Source organism: Roseisolibacter sp. H3M3-2 (assembly GCF_029211165.1).
Taxonomy (GTDB): Bacteria; Gemmatimonadota; Gemmatimonadetes; order Gemmatimonadales; family Gemmatimonadaceae; genus Roseisolibacter.
Genome location: NZ_JARGEK010000027.1, coordinates 1 through 24316, shown reverse-complemented (window position 1 = coordinate 24316; position 24316 = coordinate 1). Strand labels below are relative to the sequence as shown.

The 24316-nt window shown below is 75.0% G+C and carries 22 protein-coding genes; 3 read left to right on the top strand and 19 right to left on the bottom strand.

What is annotated here, in order from left to right; translation table 11 throughout:
- On the bottom strand, positions 1 to 1210 hold a 1210-nt coding region (locus PYV61_RS04485; RefSeq protein WP_275828763.1), incomplete at its 3' end, for a peptidase U32 family protein.
- A gap of 96 nt (positions 1211 to 1306) precedes the next feature.
- Here PYV61_RS04485 and PYV61_RS04480 point away from each other — a divergent pair.
- Positions 1307 to 3424 carry an Ig-like domain-containing protein gene (locus tag PYV61_RS04480; RefSeq protein WP_275828761.1) on the top strand — a complete coding sequence of 706 codons (2118 nt, stop codon included), beginning with the start codon at positions 1307 to 1309 and terminating at the stop codon, positions 3422 to 3424.
- Here PYV61_RS04480 and PYV61_RS04475 read toward each other — a convergent pair.
- The 15 genes from PYV61_RS04475 to PYV61_RS04405 all read right to left on the bottom strand — a co-directional run bounded on the left by PYV61_RS04475 (position 3340) and on the right by PYV61_RS04405 (position 19494).
- Positions 3340 to 3696, bottom strand: coding sequence for a hypothetical protein (locus PYV61_RS04475; RefSeq protein WP_345785206.1), 357 nt, complete (start codon positions 3694 to 3696; stop codon positions 3340 to 3342). The two genes, PYV61_RS04480 and PYV61_RS04475, sit on opposite strands and share 85 nt — an antisense overlap.
- Positions 3697 to 3704: 8 nt before the next feature.
- Complete coding sequence (locus PYV61_RS04470) at positions 3705 to 5087, bottom strand: acyclic terpene utilization AtuA family protein (RefSeq protein WP_275828757.1); 1383 nt, start codon at positions 5085 to 5087, stop codon at positions 3705 to 3707.
- Positions 5088 to 5097: 10 nt separating this feature from the next.
- Positions 5098 to 6708, bottom strand: a complete 1611-nt coding sequence (locus PYV61_RS04465; RefSeq protein WP_275828755.1) for an acyl-CoA carboxylase subunit beta — start codon at positions 6706 to 6708, stop codon at positions 5098 to 5100.
- On the bottom strand, positions 6705 to 7127 hold the full coding sequence (locus PYV61_RS04460) for a cobalamin B12-binding domain-containing protein (protein ID WP_275828754.1): 423 nt from the start codon (positions 7125 to 7127) through the stop codon (positions 6705 to 6707). Before PYV61_RS04460 ends, PYV61_RS04465 begins: the two co-directional genes overlap by 4 nt.
- An 86-nt stretch (positions 7128 to 7213) precedes the next feature.
- Positions 7214 to 7975, bottom strand: a complete 762-nt coding sequence (locus PYV61_RS04455; protein ID WP_275828752.1) for a class I SAM-dependent methyltransferase — start codon at positions 7973 to 7975, stop codon at positions 7214 to 7216.
- Between the two features lie 86 nt (positions 7976 to 8061).
- Positions 8062 to 9750, bottom strand: coding sequence for a methylmalonyl-CoA mutase family protein (locus tag PYV61_RS04450; protein ID WP_275828750.1), 1689 nt, complete (start codon positions 9748 to 9750; stop codon positions 8062 to 8064).
- A gap of 11 nt (positions 9751 to 9761) precedes the next feature.
- Positions 9762 to 10874, bottom strand: coding sequence for a methylmalonyl Co-A mutase-associated GTPase MeaB (meaB, locus tag PYV61_RS04445; protein WP_275828748.1), 1113 nt, complete (start codon positions 10872 to 10874; stop codon positions 9762 to 9764).
- Entirely contained in the window at positions 10871 to 11851 is a 981-nt protein-coding gene (locus PYV61_RS04440; RefSeq protein ID WP_275828746.1) for a CBS domain-containing protein, read from the bottom strand. The genes meaB and PYV61_RS04440 overlap by 4 nt, the downstream gene beginning before the upstream one ends.
- Entirely contained in the window at positions 11848 to 13104 is a 1257-nt protein-coding gene (locus PYV61_RS04435; protein WP_275828744.1) for a hemolysin family protein, read from the bottom strand. Before PYV61_RS04435 ends, PYV61_RS04440 begins: the two co-directional genes overlap by 4 nt.
- Complete coding sequence (gene ybeY, locus PYV61_RS04430; RefSeq protein WP_275828742.1) at positions 13101 to 13595, bottom strand: rRNA maturation RNase YbeY; 495 nt, start codon at positions 13593 to 13595, stop codon at positions 13101 to 13103. Before ybeY ends, PYV61_RS04435 begins: the two co-directional genes overlap by 4 nt.
- Complete coding sequence (locus PYV61_RS04425) at positions 13592 to 15811, bottom strand: HDIG domain-containing metalloprotein (protein ID WP_275828740.1); 2220 nt, start codon at positions 15809 to 15811, stop codon at positions 13592 to 13594. Before PYV61_RS04425 ends, ybeY begins: the two co-directional genes overlap by 4 nt.
- 5 nt (positions 15812 to 15816) lie before the next feature.
- Positions 15817 to 16827 carry a PhoH family protein gene (locus PYV61_RS04420; protein WP_275828738.1) on the bottom strand — a complete coding sequence of 337 codons (1011 nt, stop codon included), beginning with the start codon at positions 16825 to 16827 and terminating at the stop codon, positions 15817 to 15819.
- Positions 16824 to 18620 (bottom strand): aspartate--tRNA ligase, encoded by a 1797-nt coding sequence (gene aspS / locus PYV61_RS04415; protein WP_275828736.1) that lies wholly within the window; start codon positions 18618 to 18620, stop codon positions 16824 to 16826. Before aspS ends, PYV61_RS04420 begins: the two co-directional genes overlap by 4 nt.
- Before the next feature lie 44 nt (positions 18621 to 18664).
- Positions 18665 to 19033, bottom strand: a complete 369-nt coding sequence (locus PYV61_RS04410; protein ID WP_275828733.1) for a VanZ family protein — start codon at positions 19031 to 19033, stop codon at positions 18665 to 18667.
- Positions 19030 to 19494 (bottom strand): PTS sugar transporter subunit IIA, encoded by a 465-nt coding sequence (locus tag PYV61_RS04405; RefSeq protein ID WP_275828731.1) that lies wholly within the window; start codon positions 19492 to 19494, stop codon positions 19030 to 19032. Before PYV61_RS04405 ends, PYV61_RS04410 begins: the two co-directional genes overlap by 4 nt.
- 105 nt (positions 19495 to 19599) lie before the next feature.
- On the opposite strand from PYV61_RS04405, the gene PYV61_RS04400 reads away from it, so the two are divergent.
- Positions 19600 to 20511 carry a hypothetical protein gene (locus PYV61_RS04400; RefSeq protein WP_275828729.1) on the top strand — a complete coding sequence of 304 codons (912 nt, stop codon included), beginning with the start codon at positions 19600 to 19602 and terminating at the stop codon, positions 20509 to 20511.
- On the top strand, positions 20508 to 21683 hold the full coding sequence (gene rlmN / locus PYV61_RS04395; protein WP_275828727.1) for a 23S rRNA (adenine(2503)-C(2))-methyltransferase RlmN: 1176 nt from the start codon (positions 20508 to 20510) through the stop codon (positions 21681 to 21683). Before PYV61_RS04400 ends, rlmN begins: the two co-directional genes overlap by 4 nt.
- On the opposite strand, the gene PYV61_RS04390 is transcribed toward rlmN, so the two are convergent.
- The 3 genes from PYV61_RS04390 to PYV61_RS04380 all read right to left on the bottom strand — a co-directional run.
- Complete coding sequence (locus PYV61_RS04390) at positions 21612 to 22088, bottom strand: LytR C-terminal domain-containing protein (RefSeq protein WP_275828725.1); 477 nt, start codon at positions 22086 to 22088, stop codon at positions 21612 to 21614. The two genes, rlmN and PYV61_RS04390, sit on opposite strands and share 72 nt — an antisense overlap.
- 681 nt (positions 22089 to 22769) lie before the next feature.
- Positions 22770 to 22916 carry a hypothetical protein gene (locus PYV61_RS04385; RefSeq protein ID WP_275828723.1) on the bottom strand — a complete coding sequence of 49 codons (147 nt, stop codon included), beginning with the start codon at positions 22914 to 22916 and terminating at the stop codon, positions 22770 to 22772.
- On the bottom strand, positions 22913 to 24316 hold a 1404-nt coding region (locus tag PYV61_RS04380), incomplete at its 5' end, for a tetratricopeptide repeat protein (protein WP_275828722.1). The genes PYV61_RS04380 and PYV61_RS04385, both read right to left, overlap by 4 nt.

Here is a 24316-nt window from a genome sequence, read left to right as displayed (position 1 = left end):
CGCGGGCGCGCTCCAGCAGCGCCGCGTGCGACGTGCGCACCACGCGCCAGCCGGCCGGCACGCGCCCGCGGGCGGCGACCGCCTGCCGGGTGACCCCGGCGCGCGTGGCGAGCGTGCGGACCGCCTGGACGGCGAACCCCGTGCTGGTGCCGGGCGCGCCGATCGGCGGCTCGAAGCCGACGCCGTCGCCGACGGCCAGCGGCTCGCGCACCTCGACCAGCAGGTCGTTCCCCTCGCGGCCCACCACCACACCCAGCTCGACGCCGGCGTTGTCGGGGTGCGTGCGCGTGATGTACTCGCGCCCCTGCCGCCCGCCGTACATGCCGCCCGTGAAGCCGCGGCTGAAGATCTGGACGAGCGGCTGCGCCTCCTCGACGGTCGGGGCGGCGAAGGCGCCGCGCCCCACCTGGTCGAGCCACTCGCGGTAGCCGCGGGTGACCGTGGCGACGTACTCGGGCTTCTTCTTGCGCCCCTCGATCTTGAGGCAGCCGACGCCCAGCTCGGCGAGCGCCGGCAGGTGGTCGTGCGCCGCCAGGTCCTTGGTCGAGATCAGGTAGCCGCGGTCGAGCTCCTGCCCCTGGAGCACGTCGGTCAGGACATAGTCCTTGCGGCAGCTCTGGGCGCAGGAGCCGCGGTTCGCCGAGCGCTCCGAGATCATCCCGGACATGAAGCACTGCCCGGAGTACGAGATGCAGAGCGCCCCGTGGACGAAGGTCTCCAGCCCGAGGTCGGGGAGCGCCTCACGGATCGCCCGGACGTCCTCCAGCGTGTTCTCGCGCGACAGCACGACGCGCTCGACGCCCAGCTCCTGCATGACGCGGGCGCCGGCGACGTCGTGGATCGTCATCTGGGTCGACCCGTGGACCTCGAAGCCCGGATAGACCTGCTGGATCAGGCGGACGATCCCGAGGTCCTGCACGATGGCCGCGTCGATCCCGCGGTCGATGCACTCGCCGAGGTAGCTCAGCGCGTCGGCGAGCTCGGCGGGCTTGATGAGGACGTTGAAGGTCAGGTAGACCCGCGCCTTCCGGGGGTGCGCGATGGCGCAGGCCTGCTCCAGCTCGTCCATCGTCAGCTGGGCCCCCTCGTCGCGCGCGTTGAAGCGCGACGCCCCGAGGTAGACGGCGTCGGCGCCGTTGGCGACGGCGGCCCGGACGGCGTCGAGGGTGCCGGCCGGGGCGAGGAGCTCGGGGATGCGACGGGTGCTCATAAGCGACGGAATCTAAACGACTTGGGTGCGTTCTGACACCCTCCGCGCGCCCTCCGCCCGCCTTGCCGCCGCCGCGCCCGCCGGCGAGCTTGCGGGATGATGCGAGCTCATCCGTCAGACCGGCATCGCGCCGTCGGGCGCGGTCGTCCGCGCCCGCTCCTGGCGCTCGGCGTCGCGCTGCTCGCCGGCGGCGGCGGCGACGGCGCGGCCCCCAGCGGGCCGCCGGCGGGCGGCGCGCCCGTGACGGTGGCGGTGGTGCCGGGGACGCTGACGGTGGTCCAGGGGCGATCCGGCGCGCTCGCGGCCGACGTCCGCGACGCGCGCGGCATCGCGCTCGGCGGCTCCGGCGTGCGGTGGAGCAGCAGCGACGCGCAGGTCGCGACCGTGGACGACGGCGGCGTGGTCCGCGCGCTGCGCCCCGGCGCGATCGTCGTCCGCGCCGAGATCGGCGGCGCGAGCGACTCAGCGCGCGTGACCGTCGAGCGCGCGCCGCTCACGAGCCTGACGATCGCCGCCGCCGGTGATCGGATCGTCGTCGGCGAGCGGCTGCCGATGCGCGCCGTCGCGCTCGACGACCGCGGCGAGAGCGCGGACGACCGCGCCCTGCGCTGGTCGACCACCGACGCCTCGCGCGCCCGCGTCGGCGCCGACGGCGTGGTCGAGGCGCTCGCGCCGGGCGCCGTGGCCGTCGTCGCCGAGGTGGACGATCGGCGCGCCGAGCTGCCGCTGACCGTCGTGCCCGTCCCCGTCGCACGTGTCGCCGTCACGCCGGCGGCGGCGGCGCTGACGGTCGGCGACTCCCTGTCGCTGGCGCACGTCGCGACCGGCGCGCGCGGGGACACGCTCCGCGGGCGGAGCGTCGCGTGGCAGTCGTCGGACCCGCGCATCGTCGCCGTCTCCGCCGACGGCCGCGCCGTGGCGCTGGCCGCGGGCGCGGCCACGGTAACCGCGACCGTGGAGGGGATCGCCGGAAGCGCGGCGATCGCCGTCACCCCGCCGCCGGTCGCCGCCGTGTCGCTGGTGGCGCCGGCGACGCTGCTCGTCGGGCAGACCACGCCGCTCACCGCGGTCGTGCGCGACGCTCGCGGCGCGGTGCTCGCCGGGCGCGCCGTGGCCTGGGCGTCGGCGTCGCCCGGCGTCCTCGCCGTGACGGCGGGCGGCGCCGCGAACGCGCTGGCGGAGGGGGCCGCGGTCGTGAGCGCCGTGGTCGAGGGCGTGCGCGCGTCGGCGTCGATCACCGTCCTGCCGCGCGGGCTGCGCGCCCTCGCGGACCGCCCCGACGACTTTCTCGGGCCGCAGGTCCACGTGCTCTACCTGGTGCCGGCCGACGGCGTGGATCTGGGGCTCGACTCGGTGCCGACGCTCGCCACCAGCCTGGCGTCCGCGCAGAACTGGCTCGCCGCCCGCACCGAGGGGCGCCGCCTCCGGCTCGACACGTACGAGGGGCGGCTCGACGTGTCGTTCGTGCGCCTGCGGCGGACCGGCGCGCAGCTGCGCGCGTTCAGCCTCGGCATGCACGACTCGGTCGCGGCGGAGGTCCGGGCGCGCGGCTTCGACCGCGCGGACCGGATCTACCTGGCCTACTACGAGGGGACGCACGTCTACGCGTGCGGCCTGTCCCACTGGCCGCCGCTGGTGCCCGGCCGGCTGTCGACGCTCTTCCTGGAGGGCGTGCACGACACGCCGCAGCGCTGCGGCGACCGCCGGTTCGCGACCGCCGCCGGCGCGCCGGCCGGCTACCTGGAGTTTGCCGCGCTGCACGAGATCCTGCACGCGCTCGGCATCGTCGGCGAGCGTGCGCCGGACTACGCCGCGTGGGCGCACGTCGGCAACGACCCGCGCGACCTCATGTACACCGGCCCCCTGCCGTGGACGCCGGCGGTGGTCGACGCGGCGCGCCGCAACTACTTCAACCCGGCCGGACTGCCGGCGGGGCAGCCGAACCTCGCGACGAGTCCCTACGTCACGCGGCCGGCCGCGTCACCCCTCGCGCCGCTTCCCGAACGCGCGCAGGAAGAGCGCGAGTATCAGCAGCCCGATGCCCACGTACCGCGGCCAGTCCTGCTCGAGCCACAGCGACCCCCCGAGGAAGAGGATCGCCATGACCAGCAGGGCGAGCTTGGCGACGGTCAGCCGGTCCACGTCGGGAGCCCGAGGCGCGCGGCCTCGTCGGCCGGCACGTCGACGACCATCCGCAGCAGGGCGGTCGAGTAGACCTTCCCCTGCGCGTCGGTCTTGAGCGACAGCGTCCCGCCGCCGCCGAGCGCGCCGTGCAGCAGGAAGTTGAGCGCCGTGAGGTTCGGGAGCTCGAAGCGGACCACGTCGCCGGTGATGACGCCCCTGAAGTGCGCCGCGACCGCGTCGCGCGTCACGTGCCGCGCCAGGAACTCGTACCACCGCGACTCGAGGGCGATGATCCCGACGTTCGCGGTGTCCCCCTTGTCGCCGCTGCGCGCGTGCGCGACGTCCAGCAGCCGGACCTTCACGCTCGCGCTCACGACAGCACCTCCACCTGGGTGTGCACGACGGTCTTGTCGACGAGGGCCGGCCAGTAGGCGACGATCTCCTCGACCTTCGGGCGCCCGCCGGCGAAGCCGGTCACGCTCGGCGGCCCGTTCAGCACCAGCGGCGCGATCTCGCGCGTGAACCGCTCGACGCTCGCCCGGTCGGTGCCGCGCACGCCGACGCGCAGCTGCACCTCGGGGATGTCGCCCGACGGCGCGCCGGCCAGCGGCCCGTGCGTCGAGTTGACGCCGACGAACTCGGTGAGGAACTCGTCGAACCTGAGCCCCAGCCGGTCGCAGCGCTCGCGCAGCACGCGGTCGGCGACCTGCGCCTTGTCCATCGCCTCGGGCCACGAGTACACGAGCGTGCCCACGGCCTTCCACCCGAAGCGGTAGGCGATCGACACCTTGAGCTTGTCGGTCGCCGGCTTGCCGGTGATCCCGTGCACGCGCACGCGGTTCGCCCCGACCTCCTCCAGGCGGATCGACGTGAAGTCGGCCACCACGTCCGGGGTGATGTACGCGTTCGGGTCGCCCATCTCGTACACCAACTGCTCGGCGACCGAGTGGAACGAGACGCGCCCGCCCGTGTTGTCGTGCTTCGTGATCACGAAGGTGCCGTCCGCGCGCGCCTCGGCGATCGGGTAGCCGACGTTGGCGAGGTCGGGGATGCTGCGCCAGTCGTGCAGGCAGTTGCCCCCCGAGCACTGCGCGCCGCACTCGAGGATGTGCCCCGCGATGATGCCGGCGGCGAGGCGGTCCCAGTCCTCGGCGCCCCACCCGAACTCGTGGCGCAGCGGCGCCATCGTCAGCGCCGTGTCGGTCGAGCGCCCGGTCACCACGACGTTCGCGCCGCGCGCCAGCGCCTCGACGATCGGCGTCGAGCCGATGTAGGCGTTGGCCGACAGCACGCGGTCGCGGATGACCGACAGCGGCTCGCCGGTGTCCATGTTGCGCAGCTCGTGGCCGCCGTCGAGCAGCTCGTCGATGCGCGGGAGCAGGTCGTCGCCGGTGACGACGCCGACCTTCACCTTGCCGGCGGCGCCCTTCTTCGCCGCCACGTCGAGCACCGCGCGCGCGCACGCCTGCGGGTTCACGCCGCCCGCGTTGGCGATGACGCGCACGCCGCGGTCGGTGATCGCCGGCAGCACGCTCTCGATCGCCCCCAGGAAGTCGCGCGCGTAGCCCATGGCCGGGTCGCGCTCCTTCTGCTTCTGGAGGATCGACATCGTGACCTCGGCCAGGTAGTCGAGCATGAGGTAGTCGACCTGGCCGCCCTCCACCTGCTGCCGCGGGGCGTCGAGCGAGTCGCCCCAGAAGCCCTGCCCGCTCGCCACGCGGACGACGCGGTCGTTCGTGTTCGGTGAGGTCACGATGTCGGATTCAGAGGACGAAGGCCCCGAGGTGGGGGCCGGGGTTCTGCAGCGCCGCGCGGAGCGCCGCGGTCAGCACCGCGCGCGTCTCCTCGGGGTGGATGATCGCGTCGACGAAGCCGCGGGCGGCCGCGTAGCGCGCGTCGAGCTGGTGCTCGTAGTCGGCGCGCATCTCCTCGATCGACGCCTGCACGTCGGCCGGGACGGGCTGCCCCGCCTTGCGCGCCTTCTCGATCGACGGGCCGTGCACCGCCTGCACCGCGCTCTCCCCCTCCATCACCCCCATGCGCCCGGTGGGCCACGAGAAGATGAAGTCCGGGTCGAAGCCCTGGCCGGCCATCGCGTAGTAGCCGGCGCCCGAGGCGTGGTTCACGGTCAGCACGATCTTCGGCACGCGCGCGGTCGCCATCGCCTCGACGAAGCGCGCGCCCGAGCGGATGATCCCCTCGTGCTCCGCCTCGCCGCCGACCATGAAGCCCGACACGTCCTGCACGAACAGCAGCGGGATCCCCTGCCGGTCGCACCGGTCGATGAAGAACGCGACCTTCTCCGCGCTCTCGGCGTACAGGATGCCGCCGAAGCGGGGCTTCTCGCCCGGCCGCCCCTTGATCAGCCCGCGCTGGTTGGCGATGACGCCGACCGGGATCCCGGCGATGCGCGCGTCGCCGCAGATGATCTCCTTGGCGAGGTTCGCCTGGAACTCGTCGAGCTCCCCGCCGTCGACCACCGCGCGCAGCACGTGGTGCATGTCGTACGACATCCGGTGGTCGGCCGGGAGCACGTCGTACAGCGTGTCCTCGGGCTCCGCCGGGTCGCGCGCCTCGCGCGTCGCCACCGCGCGCTGCGGCGGCAGCCGGTCGATCAGCTCGCGCAGCTTGGCCAGCGTCGCCGGGTCGTCGTCGGCCGTGTAGTGCGCGACGCCCGAGATCTCGGTGTGCGTGACCGCGCCGCCGAGCGTCTCGTTGTCGATCGACTGGCCGGTGGCGCCCTTCACCAGGTTGGCGCCGCCGAGCCCCATGAACGACGTCCCCTTGGTCATCACGATGACGTCGGAGAGCGCCGGCAGGTACGCGCCGCCGGCCACGCACGGCCCCATCACGGCGGCCAGCTGCGGCAGCCGCAGGTGGCGGCGCATGATCGAGTTGTACTGGAAGATGCGCGCGGCGCCGTACTGCCCTGGGAACACCCCGCCCTGGTACGGCAGGTTCACCCCCGCCGAGTCGACGAGGTACACGATCGGGATGCGGCAGCGCATCGCGATCTCCTGCGCGCGCAGGATCTTCGGGATCGTCTCGGGCCACCACGAGCCGGCCTTCACCGTCGCGTCGTTGGCCACGATGACGACCTCGCGCCCGTGCACGACGCCGAGCCCCGTCACGACGCCGGCGGCCGGCGCCTGGCCGTCGTAGCGGTCGTGGGCCACCAGCAGGCCGATCTCGACGAACGGCGTGCCGGGGTCGCACAGCCCCGCGACGCGCTCGCGGGCCGTGAGCTTCCCCTGCTTGTGCTGCCGCTCGACCTTGTCCGCCCCGCCCCCTTCCCGCAGCCGCGCCTCGAGCTCGCGCACCTCGGCGCCGAGCTGGCGCAGCCGCGACGTCTGTTGCCGGACCGCGGTCGTCACGCCTGGTGGCTCTCCTGGCGCTGCCGCTCGGCGAACCAGTGCTTGATGAAGTCGATCAGGTCGGACGTCGGGGTGCCCGGGCCGAACAGCTGCCCCACGCCCTGCGCCCGCAGCGCCTCCATGTCCTCCTTCGGGATGATGCCGCCGCCGGTGAGGAGGATGTCGTCGCGCCCCTGCTCGCGCAGCAGCTGCAGCACGCGCGGGAAGAGCGTCATGTGGGCGCCGCTGAGGATCGACAGCCCGACCACGTCGACGTCCTCCTGGACGGCCGCGGTGGCGATCATCTCGGGCGTCTGGTGGAGGCCGGTGTAGACGACCTCCATGCCGGCGTCGCGCAGCGCGGCCGCCACCACCTTGGCGCCGCGATCGTGCCCGTCGAGCCCCGGCTTGGCGACGAGCACGCGAATGGGACGGTCCATGGGTCTCGGAGAAATGAAGACGGGGAGCGGGGAGCGTTCTCCCGGCTCCCCACGCGCCGTACGGCAGACTGGAAAGCTAGCGCACGCTACCCTTTACGCGCCACGAGCAGCATTTCGCTGGATCGGCGCGTCATCGGGCGGTCGTGCCACCCGTCGAAGGCCTGCTCGACCACCAGCCCGGCGTCCGCGCACAGCTCCGCCAGCCGGCTCGCCGTGTAGAGGCGGATGCGGTGCTCGCGCTCCCCGCGGGCCTTCCGCCCCTCCCAGGTCGTGAGGACGGTCAGCACCCCCGAGAGCGGGTCGAAGGAGCGCTCGTGGCCGATCATCGTGCCGTCCTCGCTCACCCACCAGTCGCGCGCGAGGAAGCGCGCCATGACGCCGTCGCGGCTCCCCCCGTGCCAGACCAGCACCCCGTCGTCGGCCAGGACGCGGGCGAACTCGCGGATCACCCGCGCGTCGTCGGCCGGGTCGAGGAAGAAGCCGAAGCTGGTGAACAGGTTGACGACCGCGGCGAACCGTCCCGTCCACCGCGCCGGCAGCTTCCGCATGTCGCCGCGCGTGTAGCGGAGCGTCTTCGAGGTGCCGCGCTTCCCGGCCAGCGCCAGCAGCTCGGCCGAGTAGTCGAGCCCGTCGACGTCGAACCCCGCCTCGGCCAGCAGGTGCGCGTGCCGCCCCTGCCCGCACGGACAGTCGAGGACCCGCGCCCCCGCCGGCAGCGCCAGCACGTCGAGCAGCCGCGCGACCTCCTTCCGGTCGCGCTCGGGGGTGAAGAGCGGCTGGTACTCGCGGAGGTACTGGGCGTCGAATTGGTCGGCCCACCAGTCGGCGGAGCCGACCGACTTCTTCACCCGCTCGGCGCCCGGCGCCCGGCGCTCACGCTGTCCCGGGACGGAGCGAGCGCCGGGCGCCGGGCGCCGAGCGGTGCGGGAGGGCATCAGAAGAACACCGGCTCCCTGTACGCCCCAAACACGTCCTCCAGCGCCGCCCGGATCTCGTACAGCGTGCAGTACGCCCGCGCGCAGTCGAGGATGAACGGCACCACGTTCGTCGAGCCGCGCGCCGCCTGCCGGAGCGCCTCGAGCCGCTCGGCGACCAGCGCCTCGTCGCGGCGGGCGCGCATGCCGGCCATGTTGCGCCGCTGCTCGTCCTCCGCCTCCTGGCCGATCTTGAGCAGCGGGATCGTCAGCTCCTCCTCGTCGGTCACGAACTCGTTGACGCCGACGATGACCTTGCGGTGCTGCTCGATCTCCCACTGCTGCCGCGCCGCGCTCTCGGCGATGCGGCGCTGGAACCAGCCGTCCTCGAGCCCCTGCACCACGCCGCCGGCCGCGTCGATCTGCTCGAACAGCGCCTCGGCGTCGCGCTCCAGCTGGTCGGTGAGCGCCTCGACGTAGTACGACCCGCCGAGCGGGTCGGCGACGTTGGCGACGCCGGTCTCGTAGGCGAGCACCTGCTGCGTGCGGAGCGCCACCTGCACCGCCTGCTCGGTGGGGAGCGCCAGCGTCTCGTCCATCGAGTTGGTGTGCAGCGACTGCGTCCCGCCGAGCACCGCGGCCAGCCCCTGGTAGGCGACGCGCACGACGTTGTTCATCGGCTGCGGCGCCGTGAGCGTCACGCCCGCGGTCTGCGAGTGGAAGCGCATCATCCACGAGCGCGGGTCCTTCGCGCCGTACTTCTCCTTCAGGCGGCGCGCCCAGATGCGGCGGGCGGCGCGCAGCTTGGCGATCTCCTCGAAGAAGTCGTTGTGGATGTCCCAGAAGAACGACAGGCGCGGCGCGAAGTCGTCGACGTCGAGGCCGCGGGCGATGCCGCGCTCGACGTACGTGAAGCCGTCGGCCAGCGTGAACGCCAGCTCCTGCGCCGCCGTGGACCCCGCCTCGCGGATGTGGTAGCCGCTGATCGAGATCGTGTTCCACTTCGGCGTGTTCGTCGCGCACCACTCGAACATGTCGACGATCAGGCGCAGCGCGGGCTCGATCGGGAAGCACCACGCGTGCTGCGCCATGTACTCCTTGAGGATGTCGTTCTGGACCGTCCCCTGGAGCTGCGCCAGCGGCACCCCCTGCTTCTCGGCCGCGGCCGCGTAGAAGCAGAACAGGATGATCGCGGGGCCGTTGATCGTCATCGACGTCGAGACCCGGTCGAGGGGGATCCCCTCGAACAGCGTCTCCATGTCGGCGAGCGACGAGATCGACACGCCGCATTTCCCGACCTCGCCCTCCGAGCGCGGGTGGTCGGCGTCGTACCCCATCAGCGTCGGGAAGTCGAACGCCACCGACAGCCCGGTCTGCCCCTGCGACAGCAGGAACTTGTAGCGGGCGTTGGTCTCGCGCGCCGTGCCGAAGCCGGCGAACTGGCGCATCGTCCACAGCTTCCCGCGGTACGCGGTCGGGTGGATCCCGCGCGTGAACGGGTAGGTGCCGGGCACCTCCACGTCGATCGACGTCCGCGTGTCGAGCGTCGTGTAGAGCGGCGCGACCTCCTTCGCCGAGTTGGTGAAGGCGACGTCGCGCGTCCGCCCCTTGCCGTAGGCGGCGCGCCACGCGTCCACCTCGGCGCGGAGGCGCGCGAGCTCGTCGTCGCGATCCCGCAGCGTCTGCTCGAGTTCGTGCACGGAGGCCATGGTCGGGTGCGTCAGGGGTGGGTCGTGGTCAGGAGCGGGCCGCTGCGGGCGAGCAGGGCGTCGGCGACCCCGAAGGGCGTCGCCTCCCCCGCCTCGAGCGCCGGCAGCCGCTCGGCGAGCCACGCGTCGGTGCCGGCGTCGGCCCACAGGCGCTGCCGCACCCGCTGCTCGACCGCCTCCACCACGCGCTCCCGGAGCCGCGTCCGCCGCCGCTCCCGAAGTCGGCCGCTGGTCTCAAGATAGCGGAAGTGACGGTCCAGGGCGTCGAGCACCGCCGGGACCCCCTCCCCCTTCGCCGCCACGCTGGCGAGCACCGGGGGCGTCCAGCGGTCGGTCTGCTCCCCGGCCGCCGCGCGCCGGGCCGCCCGGGCCGGGTTCATGGCGTCCTTCACGAACTCGCGGTGCTCCGGGTCCTTGGCCAGCGCCGTGAGGTCGATGCCGTGGTGCGCCGGCAGGTCGGCGCTCGCCCCGCCCCCGCGCAGCCCGAGCATCAGCTCGATGTCGTTGCGCAGCCGGTCGGCGCCCGGGCGGTCGGCCTTGTTGACGCAGAAGACGTCCGCGATCTCCATCACCCCCGCCTTGAGCGTCTGGATCGAGTCGCCGCTCTCGGGCACCAGCACCACCAGCGTCGAGTCGGCGGCGCGGGCGACGTCCAGCTCGCTCTGCCCGACCCCCACCGTCTCGATCAGCACCGCGTCGAACCCCGCGGCGTCGAGGACGTCACACACCTCGCGCGTCGCCGCCGAGAGCCCGCCGAGCGAGCCGCGGGTCGCGAGCGAGCGGATGAAGATCCCCGGGTCGAGGGCGATCGCCTCCATCCGGATGCGGTCGCCGAGCAGCGCCCCGCCGGTGAACGGCGAGGTCGGGTCGACGGCGACGATGGCCACCCGCTGCCCGGCGGCGCGCAGCGCCATCGCGAGCTGCGTCGTGAGGGTGCTCTTCCCCGCCCCCGGCGGCCCGGTGATGCCGATGCGCCGGGCGCGCCCGGTGCGGGCGTGCAGGGCGGCGAGGAGGCGGTCGAAGCCGGGGCGGTGGTTCTCGACGACGCTCACCGCGCGCGCGATGGCGGCGGGGCGGCCGGCGGCGAGGTCGTCGAGCAGGCGGTCGAAGGCGGAGGCGATCACGTGCGGTCGTTGGCGGATTCGGGCGGCGCGGGCTCGTCGTGCTCGTCGCGGATGTCGCCGACGAGCTCCTCAAGCACGTCCTCGAGCGTCACGATGCCGAGCAGCGCCCCCCCCGGCTCGCGCACCACGGCGAGCAGCCGGCGGGAGCGCAGCATCGCGAACAGCAGGTCGTTGCAGGCGGTGCCGGGGGCCGCGACGTGCACAGGGAGCACGGGGGGGGGCACCTCGCCCGCGGTGTCGAGCACGTCGAAGGCGTGGATGATCCCGGTCACGTCGTCGAGCTGCCCGCGGTACACGGGGACGCGGCTGTAGGCCGACTGCGCGAGCCGCGCGGCCAGCTCGCGCGGCGGCAGCGCGGCGTCGAGCGCGAACACCTGCTCGCGCGGCGTCATCACGTCGCGCGCGGTCTTCTCGCCGAACTGCACCACGCCGGTGATGATCGCGAGCTCGCCGGGCGCGCCGAGCCCCTCGAGCTGCCCCTCGCGCAGCAGGTCCTCGATGTCGTCGCGCGCGTCCTCGACCGGCGCGGCCGGACGGGCGACGCGCAGCGCGCGGGCGGCGGCGCCGTCGGGTGCGCCCAGCGGCAGCAGCAGCGCGTCGACCGCGTGCAGCGCCGGCACCAGCGCCGGGACCGTGCGGGCCGGCCAGCGGCGCGCCAGCGCGCGCGGGAGGACCTGCCCCGCCGCCAGCACCGCCACCGCCAGCAGCAGCGCGTGCCAGGCGAGCGTCAGCGGGCTGGCGTCGATGGCCGCGACGCCCGCGCCGGCGAGGAACACGGTCAGCGCGATGCCGGCGCCGGCCGACACGATCAGCCGCTGCGGGCGGTCGAGGTACAGCTCCGCCAGCGACGCCCCGGCCAGCCGGCGCTCCACCCAGTGCCGCAGCCAGATGCGGCTCACCGAACGCACGGCGATCGAGCCCGCGGTCAGCGCGGCCACGACGAGCACCGCGAGCACCGTCAGCGTGGCGAAGCTCACGACGCGCGCCCCTCCGTCTCGACTTCGGCGGCCGCGCGCTCGGCCGGCTCGGGGAGCCGCTCGAAGTAGAGGCGCAGCACCCGGCGGCGGATCACGCGCTCGACCACGACGCGGAAGCCGGCGACGGTGAGCGACTCGCCGGGACGCGGCACGCGCCCCAGCAGCTCGTACACGAGCCCTCCGGCGGTCGTCACGTCCTCGTGCTCGATCGGGACGCCCAGCACGTCGGAGAGCTCGTCGAGCGTGACGCGCGCCGACACCCAGAACTTGCGGTCGCCCTCGGCGACCACCGGCGCCTCCTCCTCGTCGCGCTCGTCGCGGATCTCACCGACGATCTCCTCCAGGATGTCCTCGATGGTCACGATGCCGGCCGTCCCCCCGTACTCGTCGGCCACCACCGCGAGGTGCGACCCGCTGTGGCGGAAGTCGCGCAGCTGGTGGTCGACGCGTTTAGTGGTCGGGATGTACGACGGCGGCCGGACGAGCGACGCCCACCCGGACGCCGGCTCCTCCCCCGCGATCACCGCGGGGAGCAGGTCCTTGGCGTACAGGACCCCCACGATGTCGTCGATCGTCTCGACGTATACGGGGACCCGCGAGTGACCGCTGCTGCGCACCCGGTCGACGACCTCCGACCAGGGCGTGTCGCGCTCGACGCCGATGACGTCGATGCGCGGGACCATCACCTCGCTGACCTGGGTGTCGCCGAGGGTGAAGACGCCGGCGAGCAGCGCGCGCTCGGGCTCCGTGACCTCCGCCTCGGCGGCCACGATCTCGCGGAACTGCTCCGCCGTCTCCTCGCGCGTGACCTCGTCGGCGGGGGGCGCCGGAAGCGCGCGGCGCAGCGACTCGTCGAGCCGCGCGGCCAGCGCGACGACGGGGCTGAGCACCACCTCGGCGGCCAGGACGAGCGGCCGCAGCGGCGCCAGCGCGCGCGCGCCCAGCGCGTCGCCGATCTCGCGCGCCGCCACCTCGGTGAGCGCGACGAGCGCCATGCCGGCCGCCAGCGCGATCAGCGCCGCCTGCGCCGCCGTGCGCGCGAACAGGTCGAGCGCCAGCGCCAGCGCCGTCCCGGTCCCCAGCTGCGCCAGCAGCCGCGCGAAGGCGAGCGCCCGGTGCCGCCGCTCCACCGCCCCGGTCTCGTCGGCGTCCTCCCCGTCGAACGCGGCCGCCAGCACCGCCGAGTCGGCGAGCGCGAAGGCGAAGGCCAGCGCCGCCAGCACGAGGGTCAGCGCTCCGGCGCCCGCGCTCACGCCGCCCCTCCGCCCGTGCCGTAAAAGCGGCGCAGGTACCGCTCCTGCCGCCGCCACATCTCGGAGTCCGTGCGCCCCTCGTCCTCCGGGTGCTCGTGCCCGATGACGTGCAGCATCGCGTGCACGACCAGGCGCGCGGTCTCCTCGGCGACCGACACGCCGTGCGCCGCCGCGTGCTCGCGCGCCACCGCCGGACACACGTAGACGTCGCCCGTGAGCGGCGCGCCCGGCACCGGCGCCAGCGCGAAGGTGATGACGTCGGTCGGGCCGCGGTGGCCGAGGTGCTCGCGGTTCAGGCGCGCCATCTCGGTCGGCGCGAGGAAGGTCACCGACACGTCGGCCGCCCGCGTCCCCTCCGCGCGGAGGACCCGCGCGGCCAGCGCCGCCACGTCGTCGTGCCGGAGCGCGGCGCGCGTCCCCCGCGCCGCCACGGTCACGCGGATCGCCTCGCCGGCGCGCGCGCGGCGTCGACTGTCGCCGGCGCCGGTCATGCCGACGCGAACTCCGCGGTCACGCCGCCGCTGGCCGCCGGATACTCGATCCGGGCGTGGTGCATCCCGAGCAGGACACGGACGAACTGGTCCTTCGCGATCTCGAGCTGGCGCAGCGTCAGCGGGGCGTCGCGCAGCTGCCCCTGCTCGATCCGCATGCGGACCACGTGCTCCACCAGCTCGCGCAGCTTCTGCGGCGTCGGCTCGGACAGCGCGCGCGCGGAGGCCTCGACGCCGTCGGCGAGCATCACGATCGCCGTCTCGGCCGACTGCGGCGTCGGCCCGGGGTACGAGTACTCGACCGCGTTCGGCGACGTCGCGTCGCCGCGCTCCTTCGCCTTCTCGTAGAAGTAGACGATGCGGCCGGTGCCGTGGTGCTCGGTGATGAACGCGCGCAGCACCTTCGGCAGCTTGATCTCCTCGGCCAGCTCCAGCCCCTCGCGGACGTGGTTGCGGATGATCGCCGCGCTGGCCGAGGGCTTGAGCTTGTCGTGCGGGTTGCGCCCCTTCGCCTGGTTCTCGACGAAGTAGTTGGGGCGCTCCAGCTTCCCGATGTCGTGGTAGTAGGTGCCGACGCGCGCCAGCAGCCCGTTGGCGCCGATCGCGTTGCAGGCCGCCTCGGCGAGGTTGGCCATCGCGATCGTGTGCGCGTACGTGCCGGGCGCCTCGAGGCTGAGCCGCTGCAGGACGGGGCGGTTGAGGTCCGACCATTCCAGCAGGCGCAGGTACGTGTCGATCCCCGTGAACTCCTCGGCCGGCGCCAGCAGCCCGAGCGCCAGCGCCACCGACACCGCCGCGTTCAGCGCCCCCAGCCCCGCCGTCACGCCGAACTCGCGCAGGTTCCACCCCAGCGCGAGCGCCAGCGTCGCCGCCGACAGCACGTACCCGAGCGCCACCACCAGCATCGCCGAGTAGGCCTGCGTGCGCCGCCGCAGCGTGCGCACGCCGGCCGCCGCCGCGACCCCGCCGAGCAGCACCACGAACAGCGCGTTGGAGCCGCGGAACGGCCCCTGGCTGCCGACGAGGATAGCCAGCAGCAGCACCGCGACGAGGCTGATGCGCGCGTCGAACAGCACGCTGAACAGCACCGCCGCCAGCGCCACCGGGATCAGCTCGGGGCGCGGGTTCGGCATGCGGGCCACGAACGCCGCGGCCCCCAGCACGAGGACGAAGCCGACGGCGAACAGCCCCATCACGCGCATCGAGCCGTAGAGCGAGGGGCGGAACAGCAGCAGCGTGACCCCGAAGACGCCGATCAGCACGAGGTTGTGCAGCAGCGCCCCGGCCACGCGCGTCGCCCCGCGGGCGACCGACCGCTCCGCCATCCCGCGGTCGGCGACCGCCGACTGCAGCGCGCGCATCTTGTCGAACTCCTCGCGGCCCACCACCTCGTGCGCGCCGACGATCTTCTCCCCCGCCCGCACGAGCCACCGGTTCGGGTCGATGGCGGCCACCGCCTCGGCGCGCCGCCGCTCGGTCGCCGCGCGGTCCGGGACCAGCGAGGCGCGGAAGAAGGCGCTGAGCAGCTTCACGTACAGCGCCTCGGCGACCTCCGACCCGGGATCGGGCTGCGACCGGCGCGCCTGTCCGAGCAGCGTCGCGAGCGTCGGCACGCTGTCGGTCGGGACGACGCGCAGCCCGCCCTCGCGCCCCACCGCCACGTCGCCGCGCACGTCGCCGAGCGCGGTCGAGGACGCGACGCCGCCCGGCAGGGCTCCGTCGAGGGTGCGCTCCACCGCCGCCAGCAGGACGCGCCGCCGCGGCTGCGCGCGCAGGTACGCCAGCTCGGCGGGGGTGATGCGCACGCCGGCGCCCGCGGCCTGCACGACGACCGCGTTCGCCGCCGCGGCGCCGCCGTTCTCGCCCAGCGCCGCCTCCAGCAGCGCGCCGAAGCGCCGCACGTGCGCCCGCGCCGAATCGACCGCGGACGGCTCGTAGCCGAGCACCGGCGGGCTCTCGCGCACCACGCGCTCGCGCTCCGCCCGCAGCTCGTCCGCCGTCTTCGGGACCCGGAACGCGAACGGGGCGATCACGTTCTCCGGGGCGACCGACCCCACCTCGTACAGCGGGGCGTCGGCCGCCGGCGCGGTCGGGAACAGCAGGTAGGTGACGACGGCCAGCGCGACGGCGAGCAGCAGCCGCCCGCCGTGCGCGCGCACCAGCGCCCGCCGTGAACCCTCGCCGTCGGACGGCTCGGGCTGTCCCCAGAGGCCCACGGCCGTCAGTCCCCGGCGTCTTCCGCGTACGCCTTGATGATCTCGCGCACCAGGCGGTGCCGCACCACGTCGGCGTCGGTGAAGTAGTGGAAGGCGATCCCCTCGATGTCCGTGAGGATCCGCTCGACCTGCATCAGCCCCGAGTCCTCGCGGCGCGGCAGGTCGATCTGCGTCTTGTCCCCCGTGATCACGATCTTCGAGTTCACCCCGAGTCGCGTGAGGAACATCTTCATCTGCAGGTTGGTCGCGTTCTGCGCCTCGTCGAGGATCACGAACGCGTCGCCGAGCGTGCGCCCGCGCATGAACGCCAGCGGCGCGATCTCGATGGTGCGCGTCTCGAGCGCCTTGGCGACGCGCTCCGGCGGCATCATCTCGTCGAGCGCGTCGTACAGCGGGCGCAGGTACGGGTCGACCTTGGCCTGCATGTCGCCGGGGAGGAAGCCGAGGCTCTCCCCCGCCTCCACCGCCGGACGCGCGAGCACGATCTTGCGTACGCGCTTGCGCACGAGGGCGTCGACCGCCATCGCGACGGCGAGGAAGGTCTTCCCGGTGCCGGCCGGCCCGATGCCGATCACCACGTCGTTCTCGGCGATCTGCTTCATGTACTCGGCCTGCCCCGACGTCTTGGCCTGAATGAGACGTCGGACGCCGGGGAGCGCGAGGCGCCCCTCGCCGCCGGTGCCCGGGAGCGGGGTCGTCGGGGCGCCGTCGCCGTCCTCGCGCCCGCCCTGGTCGAGGCTCAGGCGCAGCACGTCGTCGGGCGTCAGGGGGATCCCCTGGCGCGCCGTCTCGACCATCCGCTGCGCCAGCCCGGCGGAGCGCGCCACGGCGTCGGCGGGGCCGCTGAGCGTCAGCGCCTCGCCGCGCAGGGCGACCTTCACCCCGCCGATGCGGGCCAGCTCCACCAGGTTGGCGTCGTTCACCCCCGCGAGGGTGAGCAGGTCCGCCCCCTCGGTCGACACCCGCTGCTGCGCGCCTTCCTGGGCCCCGCGCGCCGGGGCCACGTCTTCGCTCACGCCCTGTCTCCCGTGTCGGTCGTCAGCCCCAGCTCTCGCAAGTCCTCCGCCGGGACCGGCGACGGCGCGCCCTCGTAGAGCGCGCGCGCCGCCGTGGTCTTGGGGAACGCGATCACGTCCCGCAGCGAGCCGGCGCCCGCCAGCAGCATCGCGATCCGGTCGAAGCCGAGCGCGATCCCGCCGTGCGGCGGCGCGCCCGAGCGCAGCGCCTCCAGCAGGAAGCCGAAGCGCGCCCGCGCCGTCTCGGCGTCGATCCCGAGCAGCTCGAACACCTGCGCCTGCTGCGCCGGGTCGCTGATGCGGATGCTGCCGCCCCCCAGCTCCGTCCCGTTCAGGACCACGTCGTAGGCGCGCGCCCGCGCGCGCCACGGCTCGGTCGCCAGCAGCGGGAGGTCGTCCGGGTTCGCCGAGGTGAACGGATGGTGCATCGCCGCCAGGGCGCCGGTCTTGGGGTCGCGCTCGAACATCGGGAAGTCGAGCACCCAGAGCAGCTCGTGCCGCCCCGCGGGGATCAGGTCGAGCCGCCGCGCCACGTCCTGTCGCACGCGGTCGAGCGCGGGGCTGGTCACGTGGTCCGGCCCCGCCACCACCAGCGCGAGGTCGCCGTCCGCCAGCCCGAGCCGCTCGGCGGCGTCGGGGCGCAGGAACTTGGCCACCGGCCCCTCGAGGACGCCGGCGTTCCGCTTCAGGAAGATGATCCCCTGCGCACCCGCCCCCTTGGCCAGCGCCGTCAGCTCGTCCTGCTCCTTGCGCGAGAAGCGCGCGCCCCCGGGCGCGACGATCGCCCGGAAGCGGCCCCCCGCGTCGAGGACCGTCGCCGCGACGCCGAACTCGGTCCCGCGGAACACGTCGCTGACGTCGGCGATCTCCACCCCGTACCGCAGGTCCGGGCGGTCGATCCCGTACCGCTCCATCGCCTCGGCGTAGGCCATGCGGCGGAACGGGGTCGTCACCTCGACCCCCGCCTCGGCGAACATCGCCTGGACGAGCCCCTCGGTCACGGCGATGACGTCGTCCTGCTGGACGAACGACGCCTCGACGTCGATCTGCGTGAACTCGGGCTGGCGGTCGGCGCGCAGGTCCTCGTCGCGGAAGCAGCGCGCGATCTGGAAGTAGCGGTCGAAGCCCGCGATCATGAACAGCTGCTTGTAGATCTGCGGGCTCTGCGGGAGGGCGTAGAACTCCCCCTTCTGCACCCGGCTGGGCACGAGGTAGTCGCGCGCGCCCTCGGGCGTGGGCTTGGTCAGGATCGGCGTCTCGAGCTCCAGGAACCCGTGCTCGCTGAGGTAGCGCCGCGTGACCTGCGCCAGCCGGTGGCGGAGGATCAGCGCGTGCTGCAGCTCCGGGCGCCGAAGGTCGAGGTAGCGGTGCCGGAGCCGCAGGTCCTCGGCGGGGAGCGGCGTGCCGCGCCCGCGCGCGACCGGGATGGTCGGCGTCTCGGCCGGCCCGACGATCGTGATCGACGTCGCGCGCACCTCGACGTCGCCGCTCGCCAGCTCGGCGTTGCGCAGCTCCGTCGGGCGCAGCGCGACCTCGCCCTCGACCAGCACGACGCTCTCGACGCCCACGGCCGCCGCCGTGGCCAGCGCCTCCGGGGACGCCACCGCCGGGTCGAACGAGACCTGGACGATCCCCTCGCGGTCGCGCAGGTCGAGGAACACGAGCGCGCCGAGGTCGCGGCTCCGGTGCACCCACCCGCCGAGGCGCACGCGCGTCCCGGCGTGGTCGGCGCGGAGGGCGCCGGCGGCGTGGGTGCGGAGCGTGGTGGCGACGGGGGACGCGGTCGTGGGCATGACGGGGGTGGGAGGACGGGACGGACGAACCGGGGGAGGGACGCTCAGGCCGCGGCGAGCGCGCGGCGGCGGCGCAGCGCGGCGGCCGCCAGCGCCCCGGCGGCGCCCACGACGTCGGCGGCCCAGTCGTCGGCACCCGCCGAGCGGCCCGGGATGAACGCCTGGTGCCACTCGTCGAGGGCGGCGAAGGCGGCGATGGCCGCCAGCAGGGCAAGCACGCGAGCGAGCGACGTCAGCCGCTCGGGCGCCGCGCGGGCGACCAGCCAGGCGAGCACGCCGTAGAGGAACGCGTGCGTCGGCTTGTCGAAGCGCGACGCCGAGCCGACGTCGGGGTTCGGCCAGGAGGTGGCGACGACGAGCGCGAGCGCCCACAGCGCGGCGGGCGCCCAGCGCCCGCGCAGGAGTCGCCTCACGCGGCGGCCTCCTCGGAGTCGCGCACCAGCGCCAGGAACTCCTCGCTGGTCGTCGCGCCGCGCAGCGCCTCGCGGAGGCTGACGCGGTTCAGCAGGCGCGAGATGCGGCCGAGGGTGCGCACGTGCGCCCCGGCCGCCGACTCGGGGCCGGCCAGCAGGAAGCAGATCTGGACGGGGCGCCCGTCGAGCGCGCCGAACTCCACCGGCTCCGCGCACACGCCGGCGGCGAGCACCAGCGAGTCGAGGCGCGGCGTGCGCCCGTGCGGGATCGCGACGCCGTCGCCGATGCCCGTGCTCAGCACGGCCTCGCGCTCGCGGACGCTGCGGAGGAGCGCGTCGACGACCTCGTGCCCGTGCTGCCCGGCCGCGAGCTCCACCAGCTCGCGCAGGAGGTCGTCCTTGGCCCGGCTCCGGAGCGGCACCCGCACCCGGTCGGGGGCGAGCAGCTCAATCAACTGCACGGCGTGTTCGCGCTGGCATACGATCCCTGCAAGCTAGTGGCGACGGCCGGCCCGGGGTAGCGCCGCGCTTGACCTCGCCCCACGGCAACGGGTAGTCTCAAGTGCATGCGCCACTTGTGCTTCGCCGCCGCCATCGGGGCCGCCGTCACCGCCGCCCCGGGTGGGCTCGGGGCGCAGGCGGTCCCCGGGCGCGACCTGCTCGACTTCACCGTCGGCGCCCTCGGCGAGGCGCCGGCCCTGGCCACCGCCGCCGCGGGCGGCGTCTACAACCCCGCCGCCCCCCTCCTGGCGGCCTCCGGCCGGATCCGCGGCTCACTCGCCCACGTCAACGCGCCGGGCGAGCGCGGGCTCACCGGCGAGGCGCTGGGGCTCGAGTGGCGCCCCCGCCCCGGCCGCGCGGTCGCGTTCAGCGTGCTGCGCGCCGGCGTCGCCGACATCCCGCGCCGCGGCGACGACCCGACGACCGACCTGGGGACGGTGCCGTACGACACCTACGTCGTCTCGCTCGGCGCAGCCGCCCGCGTGCAGCCGCACGTCGCCCTCGGCGCCGCCATGCGCTGGCGCGCCGGACGCGTCGACACCACCAGCGCCTCCGAGCTCGGCGCCGACGTGGGCGTGGTCGTCGACGGGCTCCTCGGGCGGCGCGACCTGCGCCTGGGCGCGTCGACCTTCCTCTGGCGGCCGCGCGCCGACGCCGACGACCGCCCCCTCGTGCTGTTCGGCGCCGACGCCCGCGTCGTCGGTCGGGCGCCCGAGCGCGAGGTGCGCCTGGGAGCCTCCTTCCAGGGCGCGGCCGCCGGCGAGCAGGAGGGGTACGGGTTCCTCAGCGGCCGCCTCCGCAACGTCGAGGCGCGCGCCGGCCTCGCCCGCGCGACCCTCGGCGCCGAGTCCGACACGCGCACCCGGCTCGGCCTCGGCCTGCGCTATGCTCGACTGCTGGTGCAGGTGACGCGAGAGGACAGCCCGTCGCGCTTCGGCTCCATCTACCAGATCACGCTCAGCTCGGTGTTCAAGTGACCGCCCCCGAGATCCCCCCCGCCCCGTCCACGCCGCCCGCCGGCCGCGCCCTCCCGGTGCGCCGCCCCGACGGCATCCCGCCCGAGGCCGAGGGGAAGGTCAACCTGCTCGACCTCACGCCCGCGGAGGCCGAGCGCGTGCTGCGCGAGTTCGCCGCCGAGCAGGGGCAGCCCGCCTACCGCGCGACGCAGGTGGTGCCGCGCCTCTGGCAGCGTCCCGTGCGCAGCTTCGACGAGATCACCGACCTGCCGGCCGCCTTCCGCGCCGCGCTGGCCGAGCGGTTCGCGCTGCCGCGGCTCCAGCTCGTCGCGCACCAGCGCTCGAGCGACGGCACGCGGAAGTTCCTCTTCCGTCTCGCCGACGGGCAGGCGATCGAGACCGTCGCCATCCCCGATCGCGACCGCCTCACGTTCTGCATCTCGTCGCAGGCCGGGTGCGCGCTCAAGTGCTCGTTCTGCGCGACGGGCGTGATGGGCTTCCAGCGCAACCTGCACGTGTTCGAGATCGCCGGGCAGGTCCGCGAGCTGGCGCTGCTCGACGAGGACCCGGTGCGCGCGACGAACATCGTGTTCATGGGGATGGGCGAGCCGCTGATGAACTGGAAGGCGGTCGACCCGACGCTCACGATCCTCAACGCACCGAACGGGTTCGGGATCGGGGCGCGGCACATCACCGTCTCGACCGTCGGCGTGCTGCCGGGCATCGTCGCGCTGGGCGAGCGTCCGGAGCAGTTCCGCCTCGCGATCTCGATCCACGCGCCCACCGACGCGCTGCGCGGCGAGCTGATGCCGGTGAACGTGAAGTATCCGCTCGCCGACGTGATCGCGGCGGCGGCGACCTTCGACCGGCGCGTGACCTTCGAGTACGTGATGCTCGGGGGCGTCAACGATCGCGCCGAGCACGCGATGGAGCTGGCGCGGCTGGCGCGGGAGTGCCGCGCGTTCGTCAACCTGATCCCGCTGCACCCGGGGGGCGCGATGGGCTTCACGCCGACGCCGGCCGACCGGATCGTGCGCTTCGCCGAGTCGATGCGCGGGCGCGGCGTGGAGGTCGCGGTGCGCAAGAGCCGCGGCGTCGACATCGCCGCGGCGTGCGGGCAGCTACGGGTGGAACGGCTCGGGCGGCGGGCGCCACGATCCGCCGAGGATGACCGTGACGTCCAGGTAGCGTGAGGTGTCGGGGCGCGACTCCACGCGCCCCCCGCCCATCGCGTGCGCCACCCGCTTCGCCCACTCGGGATGCCCCGAGCGGTCGAGCACCACGACCTCGTCCTGGCCCGCGCGGCTGGTCCCGATCGCGACCACGTCCCAGCCGCGGTCGCGCAGGTAAAAAGTCGCGCGGCGCCCCAGCCCGCGCACCGTCGTCGCGTTGAGCACCTCGACGCGCACGCGCGCCCCCGCCGGCGGCGCCGCCAGCGCGTCGCCGGCCGCCGGGAACTCGGGGCCCTCCGCGGCCGGCGCCGGCGCCGCCGGCGGCGCGGTGCACCCGCGCTTCGACGCCGCCCCCGCCGAGTCGCTGCTGGCGATCGTGGCGACGCCGGGGCTCACCGCCGCGGCGGCCGACGCGCGCCTGCGCACCCCCGCCATCGCGTCGCTGCTGCGCCACCGCCGGCAGGGCTTCTACGCGCTCCCCTGGACGCGCGAGCTGATGGCGGTCAACCTCGCGCGGGCCGCCAGCCCGCTCCCGGTCGACCGGCTGTACGCCTTCGCGAATCCCAAGGGTCTCCTCGACTACGCCGACGTCGCGCGTCACGCCGCCGGGTACCGCGCGCTGCTCGACCGCCTCCGCGTGGAGGAGCGCGCGCGGCTGTCGGAGGTGGAGCGCGACGTCGCGCCGTACCTGCCGGCGGGGACGCGACTCGACCGCACCATCTCGCTCTTCTTCGCCGACGGCGCCGACGGGTGGGCCGAGGGCGAAGTGGCGGCGGTCGACCTGGAGTGGTTCAAGGACGACTGGCCGCGGCTGCGCGCGACGCTGGCGCACGAGACCTACCACGCCGCGCAGCACCGCCTGCGCCGCCCCGACCCGGCGCCGCGCGACTCGGCGCACGGCGAGTGGCGCGCCGCGCTCGAGGCGCTGTTCGCCGAGGGGACGGCCAACTACGTGGCGCCGGCGCGCGCGATGCCCGCCGCCGAACGCGTCGCGGCCGCGCGCGCGGGCGCCGCGATCCTCGACTCGCTGGTCGTCGCGCTCGACCGCGGCGACCTGGCCGGCGCGCGCGCGCTGCGCGACCGCGGCGTGTCGGGCGCCGGCCCGTTCTACTCGCTCGGCGCCGAGCTGTCGGCGACGATCGTCGGCGCGTCGGGGGCGCCGGCGCTGGCGGCCACGCTGGCGGGCGGCGGCTCGGCGTTCGCCGACGCGTACCTGGCGGCGTCGCGCCGGGCGGGGGAGGAGCGGTGGCTCACGCCCCGCGTGCGGCCAGCGCCGCGAACCGCGGGTCGCGCCGCGGCCCCGCGAGCTGCGGGTCGACGCGCAGGAACACGAGCGAGTGCGACCGCTCGCGGTACGCGCGCTCGAGCCAGCGGAAGGCGGCGGCGCGCTCGCCGAGCGCGTCGAGCGCCTTGGCGATCTCGTACGCCGGCAGGTAGCGCCCGCTGTCGGCGCGCGCCGGCAGCCGCGCCGGCAGTCCCGCGGCCTCGGCGCGCCCGCCGGCCCTCGCGAGCGCGCGCGCCAGCTCCGCCACGTACAGCGCGCCGCTGTCCGACGCCGCGACCGCGCGCCGCTGCCACGCCACCGCGGCCGGGAGCGAGTCGAGCCCTTCAAGCGCCCACCCGCCCCAGAGCAGCGCCACCGCGTAGCGCGGGTCGAGCTCCAGCGCGCGGCGGCACTCGGCGAGCGCCGCGGCGTACGCGCCGGCGTGCACCAGCGACCAGCCGAGCGCCGAGCGCGCGATGAGCGACAGCGGGTCGAGCGCCACCGCGTGCCGCAACTCGCGCTCGGCCTCGTCGAAGCGCCCCGCCGCGGTGAGCAGGTTCCCGTACCACTGGTGCGCCGTCGAGTTGTCGGGGTCGAGCGCCACCGCGCGCCGGAACGCGGCCTCGCCGGCGGCGACGTCCCAGCGGTGGTAGAGGGCCGCGTAGCCGAGCGTCGCGTGGGGCGCGGCCAGCGACGAGTCGAGGGCGATCGCCCGCCGCGCCGCCGCCTCCGCGCGCGGGAACGCGTCCGCCGGCGGCAGGTAGTCGTAGAAGCCGAGCACCGCGTAGGCGTCGGCGAGCCCGGCGTGCGCCTGCGGGTAGCCGGGCGCCAGCGCGGCGGCCTGCTCGAAGTAGCGGGCGGCGGTGCGCAGCCCCTCCTCGGTGCGCCGGTACCAGGCGTAGCGCCCCTGCAGGTACAGCTCGTACGCCCGCGCGTCCGGGGCGGCCCGCCGCGCGCCCTCGACCAGGCGCACGCGCAGCGCCTGCGCCACGGCGCGCGCGATCTCCTCCTGCAGCGCGAACACGTCGCCGGCCGCGCGGTCGAAGCGCGCCGACCAGAGCTGGAAGCCGTCGGCGACGTTCACGAGCGACGCCGTCACGCGCAGCCGCTCGCCGTCGCGCTGCACGCTCCCCTCGACGACCGCCGTCACCCCGAGCCGCCGCCCGACCTCGCGCACGTCGTCGGCGTGCCCGCGCAGCGCGAACGCCGCCGACCGCGCCGCGACGCGCAGCCCCTCGACGCGCGCCAGCGTCGCCGTCACCTCCTCGCCGATCCCGTCGCCGAGGAACTGCTGGTCCGCCGAGGCGCTGCGGTCCTCGAACGGGAGGACGGCCGCGCTCGACGCCGCGCGCGCCGGCGCCGCCGCGCTCGCGGCGGGCCCGGCGTCGCG

Coding starts and splice junctions, on each gene's coding strand:
- PYV61_RS04480 (WP_275828761.1), top strand. CDS start 1,307: ATGATGCGAGCTCATCCGTCAGACCGGCATCGCGCCGTCGGGCGCGGT.
- PYV61_RS04460 (WP_275828754.1), bottom strand. CDS start 7,127: ATGGACCGTCCCATTCGCGTGCTCGTCGCCAAGCCGGGGCTCGACGGG.
- PYV61_RS04450 (WP_275828750.1), bottom strand. CDS start 9,750: ATGGCCTCCGTGCACGAACTCGAGCAGACGCTGCGGGATCGCGACGAC.
- ybeY (WP_275828742.1), bottom strand. CDS start 13,595: ATGACCGGCGCCGGCGACAGTCGACGCCGCGCGCGCGCCGGCGAGGCG.
- aspS (WP_275828736.1), bottom strand. CDS start 18,620: ATGCCCACGACCGCGTCCCCCGTCGCCACCACGCTCCGCACCCACGCC.
- PYV61_RS04400 (WP_275828729.1), top strand. CDS start 19,600: ATGCGCCACTTGTGCTTCGCCGCCGCCATCGGGGCCGCCGTCACCGCC.